Source organism: Desulfoprunum sp. (assembly GCF_053613775.1).
Genome location: NZ_JBSHXH010000004.1, coordinates 1238036 through 1256841, shown reverse-complemented (window position 1 = coordinate 1256841; position 18806 = coordinate 1238036). Strand labels below are relative to the sequence as shown.

Genomic DNA, 18806 nt, shown 5'->3' with positions numbered 1-18806 from the left:
GATTCCCCGCGATACTTCCTCCTGCCTTTCCGGGCGATGCCGCACCGTTCCCGATTGAGTTTGACACGCCGGCCGGCCATGTTTATTATACGGGATTCGCGATGTACCACAAACTTCCGCCTCGGGCGGTCTGCAATCATAATCGACAAGGTGAAGGAATGAGTCAAGACGATTTGAATATCAAGGGAAAGCCTCTCTTCGGCAAGGACAACAACCCCTCCAATATCCTCCCCCAGAAACTGACCCTCAAGAGCAGAATCAAGTTTCGCTGCCATCCCGGGGTCCGTTGCTTTACCGCCTGCTGCGGCGGGATTAAGATCATTCTGACTCCGTACGACATTCTCCAGCTCACCAGGCGCCTGAATATCCCCGCCCATGAATTCCTGCAGCAGTACACCCTGCCGACCTATCTCGAAAAAACCGATATGCCGGGAGTGATGATCAAACTGCGCGAGGAGGACAACAAGTGCCCCTTCGTCACCCCGCAGGGCTGCACGGTCTATACCGATCGGCCTACGGCCTGCCGTTACTATCCGGTCGGCATGGCCGATTTCCATGAAGGCGGCACCCGGGACGAGAAGGGTGAGGAACTGCCCAGCGCCGAGGATAAATTCTTCTTCGTCGTCAAGGAGGACCACTGCAAGGGTTTCGAAGAGGACAAGGAGTGGACCATCGAGGAATGGCGGAAGGACCAGGGGGTCGACGTCCGTGACGAGATGAACAAGGAATGGCTGCGGCTGGTCATGCGGCGCAAATCATTCGGCCTGCAGGCCACTCTCTCCGAGCAGGCGAAGCGGATGTTCTTCATGGCCTCCACCGATCTCGCCCATTTCCGCCGTTTCATCTTCGAGAGTTCCTTCCTCGACACCTATGTGCTCGATGAGGAAACCATCGACAGGATCAAAAACGACGACGTCGAGCTGATGCTGTTCTCGTTCAGGTACCTGGCGTCCACCCTGTTCGGGGTGCAGAATCTGAAAATCAGGGAAGAGAAGATCCGGGCGAAGGTCGAGGAGATCAAGAAGCGGCAGGACGAGTCGGTGCTGCAGTCGGTCCGGGAGTACGAGGAGATGAAGGCCGAGCGGGAAAGGCAATAAGGCGCCGGTCGGTACAACGGTCAAGGAAACCATCGGCGCCGCAGTTGTGGTGCCGGCTGGTAATTTGCAAATGAAAAGGGGTTCCGGTCTTCTGACCGGAACCCCTTTTTTCATGCCTGCCCCCGCCTTGCGGCGGGGGAGTCTGGCGAATTACTTCTCTCCCTCCGGTTCCATCGCCTGGGCGCGTCCTTTGAGGAATTTCCAACTCCGGGTGACATCCTTCTGGGACTGGGCCATCAGGGCGTCGGCCTCTGTCGGATTGACCATCTTCAGGGCGCGATAGCGGTTCTCACCGAGGGCATACTCCTCGAAGGTGATCGACGGATCCTTGCTGTCGATGGTCAGCGGGTTCTTGCCCTCGGCATCAAGTGTCGGGTTGTAGCGGTATAACGGCCAGTGGCCGCAGGCAACCGCCTTTTTCTGCTGCTCCAGGCCCTTGGCCATATTGATGCCGTGGTTGATGCAGTGGGCGTAGGCGATGATCAGCGACGGCCCGTCGTAGGCCTCGGCCTCGGTGATGGCCTTGATCGCCTGGGTGGGATTGGCGCCGAGGCTTATTCGGCCGATATAGACATTGCCGTAGGTTGAGAAGATCATGCCGATATCCTTCTTCGGCAGCTTCTTGCCGCCGGCGGCGAACTGGGCGGTGGCGGCGCGGGGGGTCGATTTCGACATCTGGCCGCCGGTGTTGGAGTAGACCTCGGTGTCGAGCAGCAGGACGTTGACATTCTCGCCGGAGGCGAGGACGTGGTCGAGTCCGCCGTAGCCGATGTCATAGGCCCAGCCGTCGCCGCCGATAATCCATACCGATTTCTTGACCAGATAATCGGCGACGTGATACAGCTGGACGGCGATCGGGCTGGTCTTGCCTTCGAGTTTGGCCTTGAGCTCGGCCACCCGCCGCCGCTGTTCCTCGATCGCGGTCTGGGTCGACTGATCGGCCTGGAGGAGGTCGTCGGCCATCTTTTTGGTGATCAGCTTGCCGCTCACGGCCTCCTGCAGCAGTTCGGCGGCCTGGGAGGCGAGCTTGTTGACCGAGAAGCGCATGCCCAATCCGAACTCGGCGTTGTCCTCGAACAGCGAGTTGGACCAGGCCGGCCCGCGTCCGTCGGCCCGTTTGGCGTAAGGGGTGGTGGGGAGATTGCCGCCATAGATCGAGGAGCAGCCGGTGGCGTTGGCCGCCAGCATCCGGTCGCCGAACAGCTGGGAGACCAGTTTGACATAGGGGGTCTCGCCGCAGCCGGCGCAGGCGCCGGAGAACTCGAAGAGCGGCCGCAGGAGCTGGCTGCCCTTGATCGAAGCCGGGTTGATCTTGGCTGGATCGATCTCCGGCAGATCGAGGAAATACTTGACATTTTCACGCTCCGTCAGCCGGAGTTCCTCGGTATTCGGAATCATCTGCAGGGCCTTGGTCTTGGCCGGGCAGACGCTGACACAGAGGGTGCAGCTGCAGCAATCCTCGGTGAAGACCTGGACGATGAACTTCGAGCCCTTGAATTCCTTGCCCACCGCATCGGTGGACTTGAGGGCCGCGGGCGGATTCTTCAATTCCGGCACGATCTTCGTGCGGATAGCGGCGTGCGGGCAGACCAGCGCGCACTGGCCGCACTGGATGCAGTTCTCCGGCAGCCATTGCGGGGTGTGGACGGCGATGTTGCGTTTCTCGTACTGGGTGGTGGCCGTCGGCCAGGTGCCGTCATCCGGGATCTGCGAGACCTTGAGCAATTCGCCCTTGCCTTCGATGATCTTGGCCGTGACCTCCTTGACGAAATCCGGGGCGTCGGCGGGGACGGTCGGCGGCAGTTCATGGCCGGTGGCGGTCTTGCCGAGTTTGACCTCGACGATATTCTTGATCGCCTCGTCGACCGCGTTGTAGTTCATATTGACGACCTTGTCGCCCTTGTTGCCGTAAGTCTTCTTGATCGCCTTCTTGATCGCGGCGATCGCCTCTTCCTGGGTCAGGATGCCGGAGATCATGAAAAAGGCGGTCTGCATGATCATGTTGATGCGGGCGCCGAGGCCCAGCGCCTGGCCGAGGGAAACGGCGTCGATGATGTAGAACCTGGCCTTCTTGGCAATCAGGTCGCTCTGCACCGTTTTCGGCAGTTTCTTCCAGATATCCTTCGCCCCGAAGCTGGTGGTGAGGAGGAAGGTGCCGCCGTCCTCGAGGTTGCGGAGCATGTCGTACTGGTCGAGGAAGGTGAAGTTGTGGCAGGCGATGAAGTTGGCCTTGTTGATCAGGTAGGGGGCGACGACCGGGTTCTTGCCGAAACGGAGGTGGCTGGTGGTGATCGAGCCCGACTTTTTCGAGTCGTAGACGAAATAACCCTGGGCCGAGTTGTCGGTCTCGGTGCCGATGATCTTGATCGTGTTCTTGTTGGCGCCGACGGTGCCGTCCGAACCGAGGCCGTAGAACATCGCCCGGTAAACGTCCTTGCCCTCGATGTCGAAGGAGCGGTCGTAATCGAGGCTGGCGAAGGTGACATCGTCGTTGGGGCCGACGCAGAACTTGTTCTTCGGGACCATTGTCACCATGTTGTCGAATACCGCCTTGACCATCGCCGGGGTGAACTCGGCCGAGCCGAGGCCGTAGCGGCCGGACAGGATGATCGGTGGAATGGTGGTGCCTTTGGCCTCGATGGCCTCGCCGACGGCGGCGCGGACATCGAGGTAGAGCGGCTCGCCGATCGCTCCCGGCTCCTTGGTGCGGTCGAGGACGGTGATCCGTTCGACGGTCGGCGGCAGGGCGTTGACCATGGCGCGGCCGTCGAAGGGGCGGTACAGGCGGACGATCACCAGGCCGACCTTCTGTCCCTGGGACACCAGGTAATCGACGGTCGAGGCGACGGTCTCGCAGCCCGAACCCATCATGACGACGACGTTCTCGGCGTCCGGGGCGCCATGGTAGTCGAAAAGATGATACTGACGGCCGGTCAGCCCGGCCAGCTTGTCCATCGTTTCCTGTATGATCGCCGGCACGGCGTTGTAGTATTTGTTGACGGTCTCGCGGCCGGTGAAGTAGACATCGGGATTCTGGGCGGTGCCGCGGATCATTGGCCGGTCGGGAGACAGCGCCCGCTTGCGGTGGGCGATGACCAGGTCGTCATCGATGACGGCGCGCATGTCGTCGTAGGTCAGCTCCTCCACCTTCTGGATCTCATGCGAGGTCCGGAAGCCGTCGAAGAAATGCATGAAAGGGATGCGCGATTTGAGCGAGGCCTGGGTGGAGATCAGGGCCATGTCCATGCATTCCTGGACGTTCTGGGCGCAGAGCATGCCCCAGCCGGTCTGGCGGGCGGCGTAGACGTCAGCATGGTCGCCGAAGATCGACAGCCCCTGGGCGGCCAGCGACCGGGCGGTGATGTGGAAGACCGTCGGTGTCAACTCGCCGGCAATCTTGTACATGTTGGGGATCATCAGCAGGAGGCCCTGCGAGGCGGTGAAGGTCGTGCAGAGGGAACCGGTGGTCAGCGAGCCGTGCAGTGCCCCGGCCACCCCGCCTTCGGACTGCATCTGGGTGACGACCGGAATGGAGTTCCATATGTTCTTCTGCTTGACGGCCGCTTTCGAGTCCGCTTCGGCCGCCATCGGCGAGGATGGCGTAATGGGGTAGATGGTGATGACTTCGCTGGTGGCATAGGCGACATGGGTGCAGGCCTGGTTGCCGTCGATGGTGACCATTCTTCTCGACATGAGCTGTTCTCCTCTGTAGGAACGGGATGCGCTGCCCGTGCAGCGCGTTTTGAATGAATGATGCTGTCGATGTACAACTGATGGAAATGCCTCACCCGTTTACAGAAATTCCCGCCGTACGACGGCGGGAATCGGGATCCGGCATTCAACGAAAGATCGCATAGTCTTCGTCAAATGATATATTATAGAGCCTGTCAAGGCCAATTACAATAACTGTAATATTGAAGATAAAGCTAAACATACTAGATCATTTCTCGATGCTTCGCAATCATTAACATGGATGATGATGTATATAAAAAAATTGAATGCATTGTTTGCAGCCGCAGCCTGTCCCGGCCGACGTTGGCGGTGGACGGGACAGGCGATATGAGCCGGGGCAGAGGGTTGTGGATATGAAAAGTCTTGCATGGGGGGATCTCGAGGGAGTGTTTGGATTTCTCTCGGACCATAAGGATTTTGTCTTCCTCGATACATCCCGTCCGGACCGGGAGAACCATACATCCTTGCTGTTCACCGAGCCGGTGGCCCGTCTGCGCTGCCACCGGGGAGAGGATGCGGGCAAATTCCTGCGGACCGCCGAGGATTGGCTCGGGCAGGGGTTGTGGCTGGCCGGCTGGTTCGATTACGATTTCGGCGGCCTGCTCGAGGAAAGGCTCGCCTTCGACCGGGAGGCAGCCGACGCTCCCGCCGCCCTCGCCGACCTTGGCGTGTACCGCCAACCATACATCTACGATCACGCCACCGGCACCGGTGATCTGCCGGCCGCACCCTGCGGTGCCTCCGTCCCTGGCTGGCGGATCGACGGCCTGCAGCCGAACGTCGGCCACGCTGAATATCTCCGGGCTATCCGGCGGCTGCGCGACTACATCGCCGCCGGCGACACCTACCAGGTCAACTACACCCTCAAGCTGCTGTTCGCCTGGAGCGGTTCGGTCGAGGCCTTGTACCGCGATCTCCGCCACAACCAGACCGTTCCCTTCGGGGCCTGTATCCGCCGGGACGAGGAGCGGATCCTGTCGTTTTCGCCGGAGCTGTTCTTCCGCCGCGACGGCCGGGAGCTGACGGTCCGGCCGATGAAGGGGACCTCCCGCCGGGGCCGGACCGCGGCCGAGGACCGGGATCTGCGCCACGGTCTGGCCCGGGACCCGAAAAACCGGAGCGAAAACGTGATGATCGTCGACCTGCTGCGCAACGATCTGGCCAGGCTGATGCATCGCCTCGGCGGCGGCAATGTCCGGGTTTCGTCCCTGTTCGATGTTGAGACCTACGAAAGCCTGCTGCAGATGACCTCGACCGTCAAGGCCCGCCCCGACGGGGAGGAGGCCGGTGCCGATTTCCATCTCTACGAGCTCTTTCATGCCCTTTTCCCCTGCGGCTCGGTGACCGGGGCGCCGAAGATCCGGACCATGGAGATCATCAACGAACTGGAGAGGGAGCGGCGGGGCGTCTATACCGGGGCCATCGGCTATCTCGCCCCCGACGGCACCGCGGTCTTCAGCGTCCCGATCCGGACGGTGGTCCTGCGCGGCGGTCGCGGCGAGATGGGGATCGGCTCCGGGATCATCATCGATTCCGACCCCGAGCAGGAATGGCAGGAATGCCTGCTCAAAGGCCGGTTCCTCAGCCACTGCCGCCCGGGATTCGAACTGTTGACGACGATGCTGTGGCAGCCAGGTTCGGGATACTGGTGCCTTGACCGGCATCTGGCGCGACTGAGGAGATCGGCGGCGGAGATGTGCTTTTCCCGGCCGGAGGCCGAGCTCCGGCAGCGGCTGGAGCGGCAGGCCGCCGCCTTTGCCGGCCAGTGCATGCGGGTGCGCCTGACCCTGGCCAAGGACGGGGCGATTGGAATCGCCGCCGTACCCTGCGACGCCCCGACGCTGCTCCGCCTGCCGGCCCGCCCGGAGCCGGCCGCCGCCGGTCTGGCCGAGATCGAATTCTCCCCGCAGGCGATCGATGGCGATTCGCCCTGGCTGCGGCACAAGACGACCTGTCGGGACCTGTACGACCGGGAGTTCAAAGCGGGGCGGGAGCGGGGGCTGTTCGACCTGCTGTTCGTCAACCGGCAGGGCGAGGTGACCGAGGGCTGCATCAGCAACGTCGTCATCTATGGCGACGGCCGCTACCGCACGCCGCCGCTGGCCTGCGGTCTGCTGCCCGGGGTGATGCGCGAACAGCTGCTCCAGGATCGGGAGCGGCCGGTCGTCGAGTCGGTCCTGACGCCGGCCGATGTGGCGGCCGCCGAGGCGGTCTACCTCTGCAATGCGGTGCGCGGGCTGGTGCGGGTGACGCTGCGGCGGGCGGCAGGGGTGTCTTGACCGCCGGGCCGGCTAATGCACCATCCCCGGTCCCGGAGCGGCGTCCATCGGCATGGGGGGGATGATCAGGTTGTGCTGGCGGCCCAGTTCGCGCACCATGGTCATGAAGGTCGAAGGGAGCGGGATGTCGCGGTCGCGGACCAGGATGCCGAGGGCATCGGCCCGGGCCAGGACGGAGGCGTCGTCACCGAGCCCCTCCTGGCTGTCGCAGAGGGCCTGGACCCGCAGGGCATCGGTGATCGGGGCGCGGAGACCGGGGTTTTCCGTGCTGATGCCGAGGAGTTCCTGTTCGATGGTGCCCCAGTGTTCCTGGCGGAACCGGACGAACTGCTCCTCCGGGTTGGGGGTGCCGAACAGCTCGTTGGTGATGGTCCCCGCCAGCCGCGACAGGTGGGCGGGATCACTCTCCGGCCGTTTGCGGGCGAGCTGGGCGCGGATCTCCTTGAAGACAATCATCTGGATGACGCTGAGCCCTTCGCGGAGGGCCGGGAGGAGCTGGGATTTGATTGCGGCTTTGTCGTTGGTCATGGCGTTACAGGAGGATCTTGACTGCAGGATGGCTTTTCAGGCGGTCGAAGATTGTCAGTCGGGTCTCCTCGTCCCCGACCTCGATGGTGGCTTCGAGGCTGTGGTATCTTCCCCCCCGGCTCGACCGGCTGACCGAGATCTGCACCGGGTGCGGGGCACAGGCCAGGATAATGGCCTGCTGCAGGAGATCGGCTTCTTCGCCGATGACCTTGTAGCTCCAGATGCAGGGGTAGACGATTTCCGGCCGGCGGTGTTGATGGTCCATGAACAGGTGTCGGGGGTGGAGATGGCGGTTGTTGGAATCGGCATCAAGTAATACTGATTTGTCCGCCAGGAGTCAAGGGAAAGGGAGCGGAAACGCGCTGCCGCCGGTGGCGGATGAACGTCTGACAACGGCGGATTGAGCTTGTCATCGCCGTGACGGCACGATACTGTGGTAACGACAGACGGTGATCGACGATGGCCCCCGGACAACGGCGCGGTGCAGCAGGGGAAGACGGTATATGGCACGGCAGGACAGGAATGGGCACAGGATGACGAGCGACGAACAATACCGGCGGACATCGCCGGACGATGGGCTCGACGTGCCGGTCATGAGCGGCCGGGAACGGCGGCTGCTCGACGCGGTCGCCGCCCCGTGTGTCGTCACCGACCTGCGGGGCAGGTATGTGCACGGCAACCCCGGTTTTCATCGCCTGGTCGGGCAGGATGCGGCGGCGATGGCCGGCCGGACGCTCTCCGACTGCCTCTCCGCCGACGTGGCCGAAGCCCTCCGTCTGGTCGATCGAGAGTCGTTGGCGGGAAACACGAGCCAATCATGTGACGGCAGCGTCGTCACCGCGTCGGGAGCGACCAAGTCGGTCCGCTGCGACCGAACCCTGCTCCGGGATGACAACGGGGCTCCTTCGGCGATGATGACCACGCTGGTCGACCTCTCCGATCTGCAGGCGGCGCAAACGGCGCAGGCTGCCGCCGAATTGCAGCGTGAGGCGATCAATCAGGGCTTTCCCGGCATCCTCGGCTATTTCGACCGTAATCTGCAGGCGGTCTGGGTGAACGACGGCATCCGCAGGTTCTGCGCCGATCCGCTCGGCCGGAGTTGCCGGGAGATCTTCTGCCGCCGCCGGACCTCCTGTGATCATGCCTGTGCCATCTGGCGGGCGATGCAGTCGGGAAAGATCGAGAAGCGCGTCAAATGCGTCGAGCTTTCGAACGAGGAAGGGGAGGAGCAGGTCTATGACGTCACCGGCGTCCCGGTGGTGCTGGCGTCCGGGGCGATCGACGGCGTCGTCATGATGGCCAGGGATGTCTCGGAGCGCCATCGGCTTGAAAAACAGCTTCGCCATACCCAGAAGATGGAGGCGATCGGGACCCTGGCGGGAGGGATCGCCCACGACTTCAACAACGTGCTCACCCCGATCATGGGGTATTCCGAGATCGTGCGTCTGAAGATGCGGCGGGACGGCTACCCCGACCAGACCGTCAGCGACTATATCGACGAGATCCTCAAGGCGGCGAGGCGGGCCAAGAGCCTCGTCGAGCAGATCCTGACCTTTTCCCGCAGCCACGAAAAAAAGGAGATCCTGCAGCACATCCATCCGATCGTCAAGGAGGTGATGAAGCTGATGCGCGTCACCCTGCCGGCCACCATCCAGATCAAGGAGGAGATCGACGAGCATTGCGGTCTCGTCTCGGTCGATCCGGTGCAGATCCACCAGGTCCTGATCAATCTCTGCACCAACAGCGCCCACGCCATGGCCGGCCGGCGCGGCACGATGACGGTGCGGCTGGCGAAGGCCGGCCGGGACGAGGACGGGATGGAATGGGTTGAGCTGAGTGTCGCCGATACCGGTTGCGGCATCGAGGCCGAGATGCTGGACCGGATCTTCGAGCCGTATTTCACGACCAAGGAGAAGAGCCGGGGGACCGGGATGGGACTGGCGATGGTGCATGGCATCATCACCCGTCAGGGCGGGCGGATCACCGTCGAGAGCCAGATCGGCGTCGGCACCGTCTTCCGGGTCCTGCTGCCCATCTCGCGTGAGCCGACCCAGCTGGAACAGATCATCTCGATGACGGAGATCATGCAGGGGGAGGGACGCATCCTGCTGGTCGACGACGAGGAACAGGTGGTCGATGTGACCGGGCAGATGCTGCGCAGCCTCGGTTACGAGGTCGTCGGCATGACCTCGGCCACCGAGGCGCTGAGTCTGTTCTCCAAGGGGGAACGTGAGTTCGATCTGCTGATCACCGATCTGACCATGCCCGATCTGACCGGCATCGAGTTGAGCGCCCGGTTCAGGTCGCTCCGCCCCGATCTCCCCGTCGTCCTCTTTACCGGTTACTCAGAGCAATTTTCGCGGCAATTGGCGGATCAGGCCGGAATTCTCGATTACTGCACCAAACCGCTGACGCTGCGGCAGCTGGCGTCGGTGGTGCACCGGGTCCTCCGCCGGGCCGACGTTGCCGGCCGGGGTTGAGCGCAGCCGGTCCCGTCTCACCGCCCGTCATCCTGATCGCGACGGCCGTTGATCAGGCTGATCTGATCGTTCAGTGTCCAGAGGTCATAGATCCAGCCGATGCCGAAGAGCCCGGCGGTGCACAGATAGAGCAGTCCCGTCAGCCACTTGCCCATGTACATCCGGTGGATGCCGAGCAGGCCGACGAAGGCCAGCAGCAGCCAGGCGACATTGAAGTCGATCGCGCCGTCGTTGAAGCGGATGTCGGCTTCCTCGTTCATCTTCGGGATCAGGAAGAGATCGACGATCCAGCCGATGAACAGCAGGCCGAGGGTGAAGAAGTAGATCGTGCCGGAGATCTGCCGGCCGTAGTAGAACCGGTGGGCGCCGAGAAAACCGACGAGCCAGAGCAGATAGCCGACGACGATCGAATGGGTGGGGGAATTGTCCGTCCGCATGTTCCTTACCTGTGGATGAAGGTTTGCAGTTTCCTGACCCGCCGCCAGGCCGCGTTTATCCGCTCCTCGGTCAACCGGCCCTGCCGCACCGCCTCGACGATCGGGGCGATGAGCTTGGTGACGATCAGCGGATCATACTGAAGGTTATTCCCAATGATGAGGATGTCGGCCCCCGCTGTCAAGGCCATGATGCAGGCCTCGGCCAGGCCGTAGCGGTTTGTGATGGCCCGCATCTGCAGATCGTCGGTGATGACCGCGCCGTCAAAGCCGAGATCGCGGCGCAGCAGACCGCCGATCGTCGCCGGCGACAGGGTGGCCGGCAGCAGCGGATCGATCCGGCTGTTGAAGAGATGGCCGACCATCACCAGATCGGCCATGCCGTCGGCGATCAGGGTGCGGTAAGGGGCCAGTTCCTCCTCCCGCCAGGCGGCGCTGATATCGACGAAGCCGAGATGGGAGTCGGCCAGCGACGAGCCGTGGCCGGGAAAATGCTTGAGGCAGGTGAGGATGCGGCGCCGGCGGTGGGCGGTGATCCACTCTGCGGCATGGCGGCCGACGACGGCCGGGTCGGCGGCGAAGCTGCGTTGATAGCGGCCGATGATCGGATTGTCTCCTTCGACATCGAGGTCGACCACCGGCGCGAGGTTGAGGTTGATGCCGACAGCGCCGAGCATCTCGGCGGTACAGGCGGCGCTGATCGCCGTCAGACCGACATCGCCGCTCTCACCCAGGCGCCTGGCCGAGGCCGTGGTCGGAAAGCCGCGTTCGGCCTTGAACCGGCTGACCATCCCGCCTTCCTGGTCGACGGCGATCAGCAGCCGGCCGCCGGCGCAGTCCTGCAACTCGGCGCAGAGCCGGGCGGTCTGGGTCGCCGAGATGATATTGTTGTCCGGCTGCTTCGCGGCGAGGAGGCGGTCGAAGAGGATGACCCCGCCCAGGGCCCGATCGCGCAGATCGGAGCAGAGGACGCTGTCCGGGAGAAGCCGGTCGCCCTTGAAACCGACGATCAGGAGTTGGGCGATCTGCTGGGGAAGGTCCATGGGGCGGTGGCGGTCCTGTCAGGGCGGAGAAATTAGGCGGATCTGCCGGCGCGGCCTGCCTCTGGTTGCCATGGCCCGGCTCGAATCAGATCCTTTCGATCCGGATCTTCAGCGGAACGACATGGAGCGACCGGCTCTGCTGCTCGGTGGAGCCCAGCGACCATCCGGTGCATCTGGCCTGGCCTTCGAGCAATCCGCCGATGTTCTCGACCAGCCGGTTGAGGTTGATGATCGGATGGCGGGAGAAGACCTGGGGCAGGCCCTGGGTCAGATTGCAGGCGAGACAGCGGCCCGGTCGCTCGTGCAGCCGGAGTTCCATGACCAGCTCGTTGCCCTGGAGGCTGCGGTATCCCAGCTCGATATCGTAGGCGCCCTCGCCGGCGTCACCGAACAGGGCCTCGAAAAACTCGTTCGAACGTTCCCGGGGAAAAAGCCGGAGCAGGGTTTCGGGGGTGAACAGGGTCGGCAGGGTGGTTGCATCCATGGCGGTTCGGGTCGTGAGGGAATTGGGGATTTCAGGGACACCGGCCGGCGGTACCGGCTTCAACAGCTAACTATAGCGGCAAACTGCATTTTGTCAACCGACGTTGCGGGGCCGCGGGGCCTGTGTTAGAGTAGCGCCCATGAACAACGAGGGACCATTTTCAGGGGCAAGGGGCGCCGCCGCCGTCGATCTGACCGAACTCAACGATGCCCAGTACGAGGCGGTGACGACGGTCGACGGCCCGGTCCTGGTCATAGCCGGGGCCGGCAGCGGCAAGACCAGGACCCTGGTCTACCGCGTGGCCTACCTGATGCAGCACGGCGTGCCGCCGGAGAAGATCCTGCTGCTGACCTTCACCCGCAAGGCCGCCCAGGAGATGCTGTGGCGCTCCGGCCGCCTCCTCAACGACACCTGCAGCCGGGTGGTCGGCGGCACCTTCCACGGCACCGCCAACATGCTGCTGCGCCGCTACGGCTCCTGTCTCGGTTTCGCCTCGAACTTCACCATCATCGACCGGGCCGACGCCGAGGGGATCATCAACCTCCTCAAGTCATCGCTCGGCCTCGGCGGGGCGTCGAAGCAGTTTCCCTCCAAACGGGTCCTGATCTCGATAATCAGCGGCGCCGTCAACAAATCGATGGATCTGGAAGACCTGGTTTTCGAGCAGTACACCCATCTCAGCGAACACCTCGACGACATCCTCAGCCTGCAGCGGCACTATCAGGAGTTCAAGCGCGACAACGGCCTGATGGATTACGACGACCTGCTCGTCAACTGGAAGCGGATGCTGCAGGAATCGGCGGAGGTGCGGCGCTCCATCTCCGAGCGCTTCTCCCACATCATGGTCGACGAGTACCAGGACACCAACCTGATCCAGGCCGATATCGTCCGGCTGGCCGCCTCTACCCATGACAACGTGATGGCGGTCGGCGACGACGCCCAGTCCATCTACTCGTTCCGGGGGGCCGATTTCTACAACATCATGCGGTTCCCCAAGGTCTTCGCCAACACCCGGATCATCAAGCTGGAGGAGAATTACCGTTCGACCCAGCCGATCCTGTCGCTGACCAACGACATTATCCGCAACGCCGCCGAAAAGTATACCAAGACCCTGTTTTCGCGAACCGAAGGCGGGGTCCGCCCCTGTGTCTTCGCCGGCCGCGATGAGCGGGAAGAGGCGCTGTTCGTCATCCGCCGGGTGCGGGAGCTGCTGGCCCAGGGCACCCCGATCGAGGAGATCGCGGTGCTGTTCCGCTCCGGTTTTCACTCGTACAGGCTCGAACTCGAACTGGGAGGAGCGGGCGTTGATTTCGAGAAACGGGGCGGCCTGAAGCTGACCGAATCGGCCCACATGAAGGATTTTCTCTCCTTCCTGCGGGTCGTCGCCAATCCCCGCGATTCCCTGAGCTGGAACCGGATCCTGCTCCAACTCGACAAGGTCGGGCCGAAGACGGCGCAGAAGATCACCGAGACCGTGATGACCGCCGGCGACCCGTTCCAGGCCCTGGCCGGGCACCCGGCCGGCAAGAGCTGGCGGCAGGGCCTCGACCGCCTCAACCAGCTCTTTGCCGACCTGCGGGGCAGGGAGCGCAGCCTGCCCGAGTTGTACGAGGTGGTTCTCGCCTATTACCAGCCGATCTTCGAGCAGCTCTTCGCCGATGACTACCCGAAGCGGCAGAAGGATCTCGACCAGCTGAAGGGCGTCATGGCCGGCTACCAGGACCTGCAGTCGTTCATCGACGACACCGCCCTCGATCCGCCGGAGTCCGGCCAGCACGGCCACCGGCGGCAGGAGGAGCGGCTGATCCTGTCGACCATTCATTCGGCCAAGGGATTGGAGTTCGATGCGGTGTTCGTCATCGGCCTGGCCGAAGGCCGCTTCCCCCATGCCGCGGCGATGATCGGCGAGCAGTGGGAGGAGGAGCGGCGGCTGCTCTACGTGGCGGCCACCCGGGCCAAAAAATTCCTCTACCTCTGCTACCCGCGGGAGCTGATGACCCCGGACCGGCAGTTCCGCCGGGTCGGCATGTCGCCGTTTCTGGCGGAGCTCGGCCCCGGACTCTACGAACGGGTGACGGAGGCCGGAATCGCTCGGGAATGGACCGGACCGACCGAATTTTCAGCCCCGGTCGCCCCCCGGCTCGCTGCCGGTCCGGCCCGGCAGCAGCCGGCGGCAGCGGATTTCACGAAGGGATGCAAGGTCAGCCACCCGTTTTTCGGCGAGGGCAAGGTGACCAAACTGTCCGGCCCCCGGACGCTCGACGTCCTGTTCGACCGGCATGGGATGAAGACCCTCCATCTCGACTATGCCAAGCTGACCATTCTGTGACGGTCGGCTCGGCGTTGCCGGCGGCCGTGTCATCGCCCCGCACCCTTAACTGTCAGGAGACGTATGGATTACCAGGAGGCCGTCGACTATCTCTATAGCCTGCAGATGCACAAGATCAAGCTCGGACTCGAGGCGATGCGCGGTTTCCTCGACCGGGTCGGCAGTCCGGAGCAGGGCCTGCGCTGCGTCCATGTCGCCGGCACCAACGGCAAGGGCTCGGTCAGCGCCACCCTGGTCGCGATCCTCGGCCGGGCCGGCTACCGGGCCGGGCTCTACACCTCGCCGCACCTGAGCGACGTGCGCGAGCGGTTCCGGCTGGGCGACCGCTTCATCGACCGGGAGTCCTTCGCCCGCCTGGCGACGCGGATCCGCGAGGTCCTCGGCCCGGACCAGATCACCTTCTTCGAGTTCTGCACCGCCCTGGCCCTGCTGTGGTTCGCCGAGAGCGAGGTCGACGTCGTCGTCCTCGAGACCGGGATGGGCGGCCGGCTCGACGCCACCAACGTGGTGACGCCGCTGGTCTCGATCATCACCAGCATCAGCATGGACCACGAGGCCTATCTCGGCACCAACCTGACCGAGGTGGCGGGGGAGAAGGCCGGCATCATCAAGGAGCGGGTGCCGGTGATCTCCAGCGCCGTTGTGCCGGAGGCGGCCGCGGTGGTCGAACGGACCTGCCGGGAGCGGGGGGCGGCCCTCTACCTGCTCGGCCGGGATTTCGACTTCGCCGACGATCCCGACGGCAGCTGGACCTGGAAGGGGCAGGCGCCGCCGCTGCAGCGCACGATCTCCGGCCTGCGCTGTGCCCTGCGGGGCGGGTACCAGCGGCAGAACAGCTCGGTTGCCATCGCCGCGGCGCTGCTGCTCGGCCAATTCGGCTTTCCGCTCGAGCCGGCGGCAGTCACCGCCGGGGTGGCGGAGGTCTCGTGGCCGGGGAGAATGGAGTATTTCCAGGCCGATGTCGTGCGGGAGCCGGGAGATGTCGGCGACGCCGGCCCTAATCAGCGGTGGTACCTGCTCGACGGGGCCCACAACCCCGACGGGGTCCAGCGGCTGGTCGAGGCCCTGGTGGCCGAATTCGGCGACCGGCGCCTGGTCTGCGTCTGGGGGGCGATGGGCGACAAGGATATCACCACCGCCCTCGCCGCCATCTCGCCGGTCGTCGACCGGCTGATCCTGACCAGCGCCCCGGGAGAACGGGCCGCCACGCCGGAGCGGCTGCTGGCCTGCCTGCCTCCGGAAGGGCGGGCCAAGGCCGACTGCGTTGGCGACATCCGCGCCGCCCTCGCCCGGGCCGGGGCGGTCTCCGGCCCCGAGGACTGTATCGTCGTCGCCGGGTCGCTCTATCTGCTCGGCGATGTGCGCAAGATCCTGCGCGGCGAGGTCGTTGACGGATGATCGATGATTTCGGCTTCGACGGGGTCGACGACGAGGTCCTGCGCCGGGAGAAGGCCAAAGCCCGCGACCTGCGCCGGACGCGATGGTGGCAGCACAAGATCGCCGCCGGCGTCTGCCACTATTGCGGCGGCAGGTTCGCGCGGACCGAGCTGACCATGGACCATCTCGTGCCGCTGGCCCGGGGCGGGCGGAGCACCAGGGACAACCTGGTGCCGTGCTGCAAGGACTGCAACAACCGCAAAAAGGTGATGCTGCCCCTCGAATGGGAGGAATACCTGCTCCACGGCGCCAACCCCTCGCCGCCGAACCACGATTGACGGCCGACGGCCTGATTCCGGCCGTTTGAGGATGATAATTGTATTGCCAACACTGTATTTTGTGGTACTATGTGCCTCTCTTTCAGAGGGTAGGCAGCACCAGCCCTCTGCATCGATCGACCACAGGGACGGGTAGCTCAGCTGGATAGAGTGTCGGCCTCCGAAGCCGAAGGTCGCGGGTCCGAATCCCGCCTCGTCCACCACCGATAGCAGCCGCTTGGATATATGTCCAAGCGGCTGTTTCTATTTGCGGCCGGCCTTTTTGGGTCGGAGAAGGGCGCTGCGACCTACTGAATTCCTGTCATATCAAACTAAGTTCCTGCCAAATCGAACAAAATTTCCGCCATTTCGAGCTGCTTTCTCCATTTCGATCTTCATTCTCCATTTGGATCTTCATTCTCCATTTGGATCTTCTTCCAGACATTTCAACCCTCCTCCCCCGTCATTTCGAGCGAAGCGAGAAATCTCGTTGTTCCCGGTAGGGCAAAGGCCCTGATGCCCCCCCCTTTTGTCATTTCGAAGCGCCAGCGAGAAATCTCATTGTTCCCGATAGGGCAAAAGTCGAGACGCCCACCACCGCTGTCATTTCGAAGCGAAGCGAGAAATCTCTTTTTCAGTCGGTTCGAACGGTTCAGCCGACGTACAAATTTCCAGTAGCACTCCATCCGAGTTGCCGGCCTCATTTTTCAGCCTTCTTCACTCTAGAGCAAAAAACCAAGAGGCGAACCACTTCGCGAAGCTATTGCAGTTTCAAATCGGCGACGGTGGGCTTGCGGCCATGCAGCAATCGGCAGTCTTTATTTCAGGAGGGGGCAGTGATACTGCTGTCCAGGAAAACATGTCAAAATCACCACACGATATCTCATCGGTATCATTGACGTTATAATCAACAATAGAGTTATTTCAAACTTCGTAGATCAGCTGCATATAGGGTGAATTACCCTGAAAAGACGCCTTGCCTGACATTTACATGCCTCGCAATGAGGATAGCAAGAAAGTATGCACGAACTCTTTTTTCTTGTTATCCGGCAGCCCTATAACTGGAAAATAACGTGATAAAGCTGCAGGAAATTCCTAACATGATTTCCTTGCTACTGATGTATGCTTGGGTTACTATAACCAGAATGCATGACATTTCTGTGATATGCGACACACGACCGAAGGCCAGATTACAGAATTACGGTTGGAATGGAGTACAGGCTATTTCCAACAGAAAGAGGCTGTCGCCATATTAGCCAGAGGATTTCTCCCAAAAAGCGGCAGCCTACTATTAAACGTTAGATGCGTATCCGCAAATAAGGAGATGAAATGATTCATAAGAGCGCGATCATCAGTTCGAAAGCGAAAATAGGGGTAAATGTCAAAATCGGTCATTATTCTGTAATATATGACAATGTGGTTATTGGAGATAATACCATTATTGAAGGGTTTTGTGAAATCGGTTATCCAACAAACTTAGCAGATGGGAATCCATTAATAATTGGCAATAACTCATATATAAGATCACATAGCATATTTTATGAGGGATCATCTTTCAAGGAGAAATTAGTAACTGGCCATCGAGTTACTGTCCGTGAAAAAACCTATGCTGGATTGAATTTGCAAATTGGTACTTTGTCAGACATTCAAGGTGATTGTCAGATCGGAGACTACGTTCGAACGCATAGTAATGTTCATATAGGGAAGCATTCAAAGATAGGAAACTATATCTGGATATTTCCCTATGTCGTTCTCACAAATGATCCCCATCCTCCAAGTGAGACAATGTTGGGCGTTGCGGTTAAAGATTTTGCTGTTATTGCTACCATGGCGGTTATACTCCCAGGTATCACAGTCAATGAACACGCATTGGTAGGTGCTCACAGTCTCGTTAACAAGGATGTTCCATATGGTATGGTAGTCGCCGGAAATCCTGCAAAAATCTTATGTGAAACTTCTAAAATCAAATTAAAAGACAATCCACAATTGAGCGCATATCCATGGCCAAGACACTTTCGTAGAGGATACCCAGATTCTGTTACTGAGGAATGGAGGTCAATGTTTGGTGAAAAGATCATCTAACCACGCTAATTCAGCCGACGCAAAAAGCCGCGCGGCTGATTTTGTCGTTGGTGCGCCAAGCGCAGCTTGGTGCTTCTTATAGGGTGCCCTGCTTAAGTTCCCGGGCAGGAAGTCCCCCTCGGGCAAAGTCTAACCAACAGCCCGTACCGAGTGTTGCGCGGTCGGCGGAGTCGGTTGCAAGACCGGTGAACAAAGATCGTGAAGCGTACACAGGGAACACTGCAGGCCGCAGGGGAGACGTACCTCCCCAAAGCAATTCAGCCTCGTCGGAGTAATCAAAGCAGTCGGCGACGGTTTTAACGTATCGGAAGCCGGTACAGAGGAATCGAATGGTGAGATTCCCGAGGGGCTGCCGGGGTCCAAGAGCGTGGCATGTAGTGAGAGAAGCATCGGGAACTTGGGAGACCCTTCCACCTCCACCGATTTACCGATTGGTGGTAGGACAGTTCAATCACAAAAAGGCTGTCCGACGGGTCAACAAAGCGAAGGGAATCAGATCATCTCATAGTACTTTGAGACGGTAACGCCGATCACATGGGGAAGGGGATGACGGTATTGTGCAGCCCACAAAGGAAACTTGTACCGGATATGAAAGGCTGGATTATGCAAGCAAACCTCACTGAG

13 protein-coding genes and 1 tRNA gene are annotated in these 18806 nt (G+C 61.6%); 8 read left to right on the top strand and 6 right to left on the bottom strand.

The window, feature by feature from the left end; translation table 11 throughout:
* The first annotated feature begins 158 nt into the window (after positions 1-158).
* Complete coding sequence (locus ACWGKN_RS09705) at positions 159-1097, top strand: YkgJ family cysteine cluster protein (RefSeq protein WP_035226011.1); 939 nt, start codon at positions 159-161, stop codon at positions 1095-1097.
* A 150-nt stretch (positions 1098-1247) separates the two neighbouring features.
* Here ACWGKN_RS09705 and nifJ read toward each other — a convergent pair whose 3' ends face one another.
* A complete protein-coding gene (gene nifJ, locus ACWGKN_RS09700) occupies positions 1248-4790 on the bottom strand; it encodes a pyruvate:ferredoxin (flavodoxin) oxidoreductase (RefSeq protein ID WP_424255861.1) in 3543 nt (1180 codons plus the stop codon).
* 392 nt (positions 4791-5182) lie between these two features.
* Between nifJ and pabB the strand changes: the two genes are divergently transcribed.
* Complete coding sequence (gene pabB, locus ACWGKN_RS09695) at positions 5183-7108, top strand: aminodeoxychorismate synthase component I (protein ID WP_424255859.1); 1926 nt, start codon at positions 5183-5185, stop codon at positions 7106-7108.
* A 12-nt stretch (positions 7109-7120) separates the two neighbouring features.
* Here the strand turns inward: pabB and ACWGKN_RS09690 are convergent, their stop codons facing one another.
* A complete protein-coding gene (locus ACWGKN_RS09690; protein ID WP_035226015.1) occupies positions 7121-7636 on the bottom strand; it encodes a hypothetical protein in 516 nt (171 codons plus the stop codon).
* 4 nt (positions 7637-7640) lie between these two features.
* Entirely contained in the window at positions 7641-7901 is a 261-nt protein-coding gene (locus ACWGKN_RS09685; protein WP_035226018.1) for an HP0495 family protein, read from the bottom strand.
* Positions 7902-8169: 268 nt separating this feature from the next.
* On the opposite strand from ACWGKN_RS09685, the gene ACWGKN_RS09680 reads away from it, so the two are divergent.
* Positions 8170-10116 carry a PAS domain-containing hybrid sensor histidine kinase/response regulator gene (locus tag ACWGKN_RS09680; protein WP_424255856.1) on the top strand — a complete coding sequence of 649 codons (1947 nt, stop codon included), beginning with the start codon at positions 8170-8172 and terminating at the stop codon, positions 10114-10116.
* A gap of 17 nt (positions 10117-10133) precedes the next feature.
* Here ACWGKN_RS09680 and ACWGKN_RS09675 read toward each other — a convergent pair whose 3' ends face one another.
* The 3 genes from ACWGKN_RS09675 to ACWGKN_RS09665 all read right to left on the bottom strand — a co-directional run bounded on the left by ACWGKN_RS09675 (position 10134) and on the right by ACWGKN_RS09665 (position 12077).
* Entirely contained in the window at positions 10134-10553 is a 420-nt protein-coding gene (locus ACWGKN_RS09675) for an NINE protein (protein ID WP_424255854.1), read from the bottom strand.
* 5 nt (positions 10554-10558) lie between these two features.
* Complete coding sequence (locus ACWGKN_RS09670; protein WP_424255852.1) at positions 10559-11593, bottom strand: glycoside hydrolase family 3 protein; 1035 nt, start codon at positions 11591-11593, stop codon at positions 10559-10561.
* A gap of 85 nt (positions 11594-11678) precedes the next feature.
* Positions 11679-12077 (bottom strand): hypothetical protein, encoded by a 399-nt coding sequence (locus tag ACWGKN_RS09665; RefSeq protein WP_035228505.1) that lies wholly within the window; start codon positions 12075-12077, stop codon positions 11679-11681.
* Between the two features lie 139 nt (positions 12078-12216).
* Here ACWGKN_RS09665 and ACWGKN_RS09660 point away from each other — a divergent pair, with 139 nt between their 5' ends.
* The 5 genes from ACWGKN_RS09660 (at position 12217) to ACWGKN_RS09640 (ending at position 18182) form a co-directional block, all read left to right on the top strand.
* Complete coding sequence (locus ACWGKN_RS09660; RefSeq protein WP_424255849.1) at positions 12217-14406, top strand: ATP-dependent helicase; 2190 nt, start codon at positions 12217-12219, stop codon at positions 14404-14406.
* 63 nt (positions 14407-14469) lie between these two features.
* The gene (locus ACWGKN_RS09655; protein WP_424255847.1) at positions 14470-15804 is read left to right on the top strand and encodes a bifunctional folylpolyglutamate synthase/dihydrofolate synthase; all 1335 of its coding nucleotides are present in this window, start codon (positions 14470-14472) and stop codon (positions 15802-15804) included.
* Positions 15801-16121, top strand: coding sequence for an HNH endonuclease (locus ACWGKN_RS09650; RefSeq protein ID WP_424255845.1), 321 nt, complete (start codon positions 15801-15803; stop codon positions 16119-16121). Before ACWGKN_RS09655 ends, ACWGKN_RS09650 begins: the two co-directional genes overlap by 4 nt.
* A 126-nt stretch (positions 16122-16247) precedes the next feature.
* Positions 16248-16324 (top strand) — tRNA-Arg (locus ACWGKN_RS09645).
* A 1105-nt stretch (positions 16325-17429) separates the two neighbouring features.
* The gene (locus ACWGKN_RS09640) at positions 17430-18182 is read left to right on the top strand and encodes an acyltransferase (RefSeq protein WP_424255843.1); all 753 of its coding nucleotides are present in this window, start codon (positions 17430-17432) and stop codon (positions 18180-18182) included.
* Positions 18183-18806: the final 624 nt, after the last annotated feature.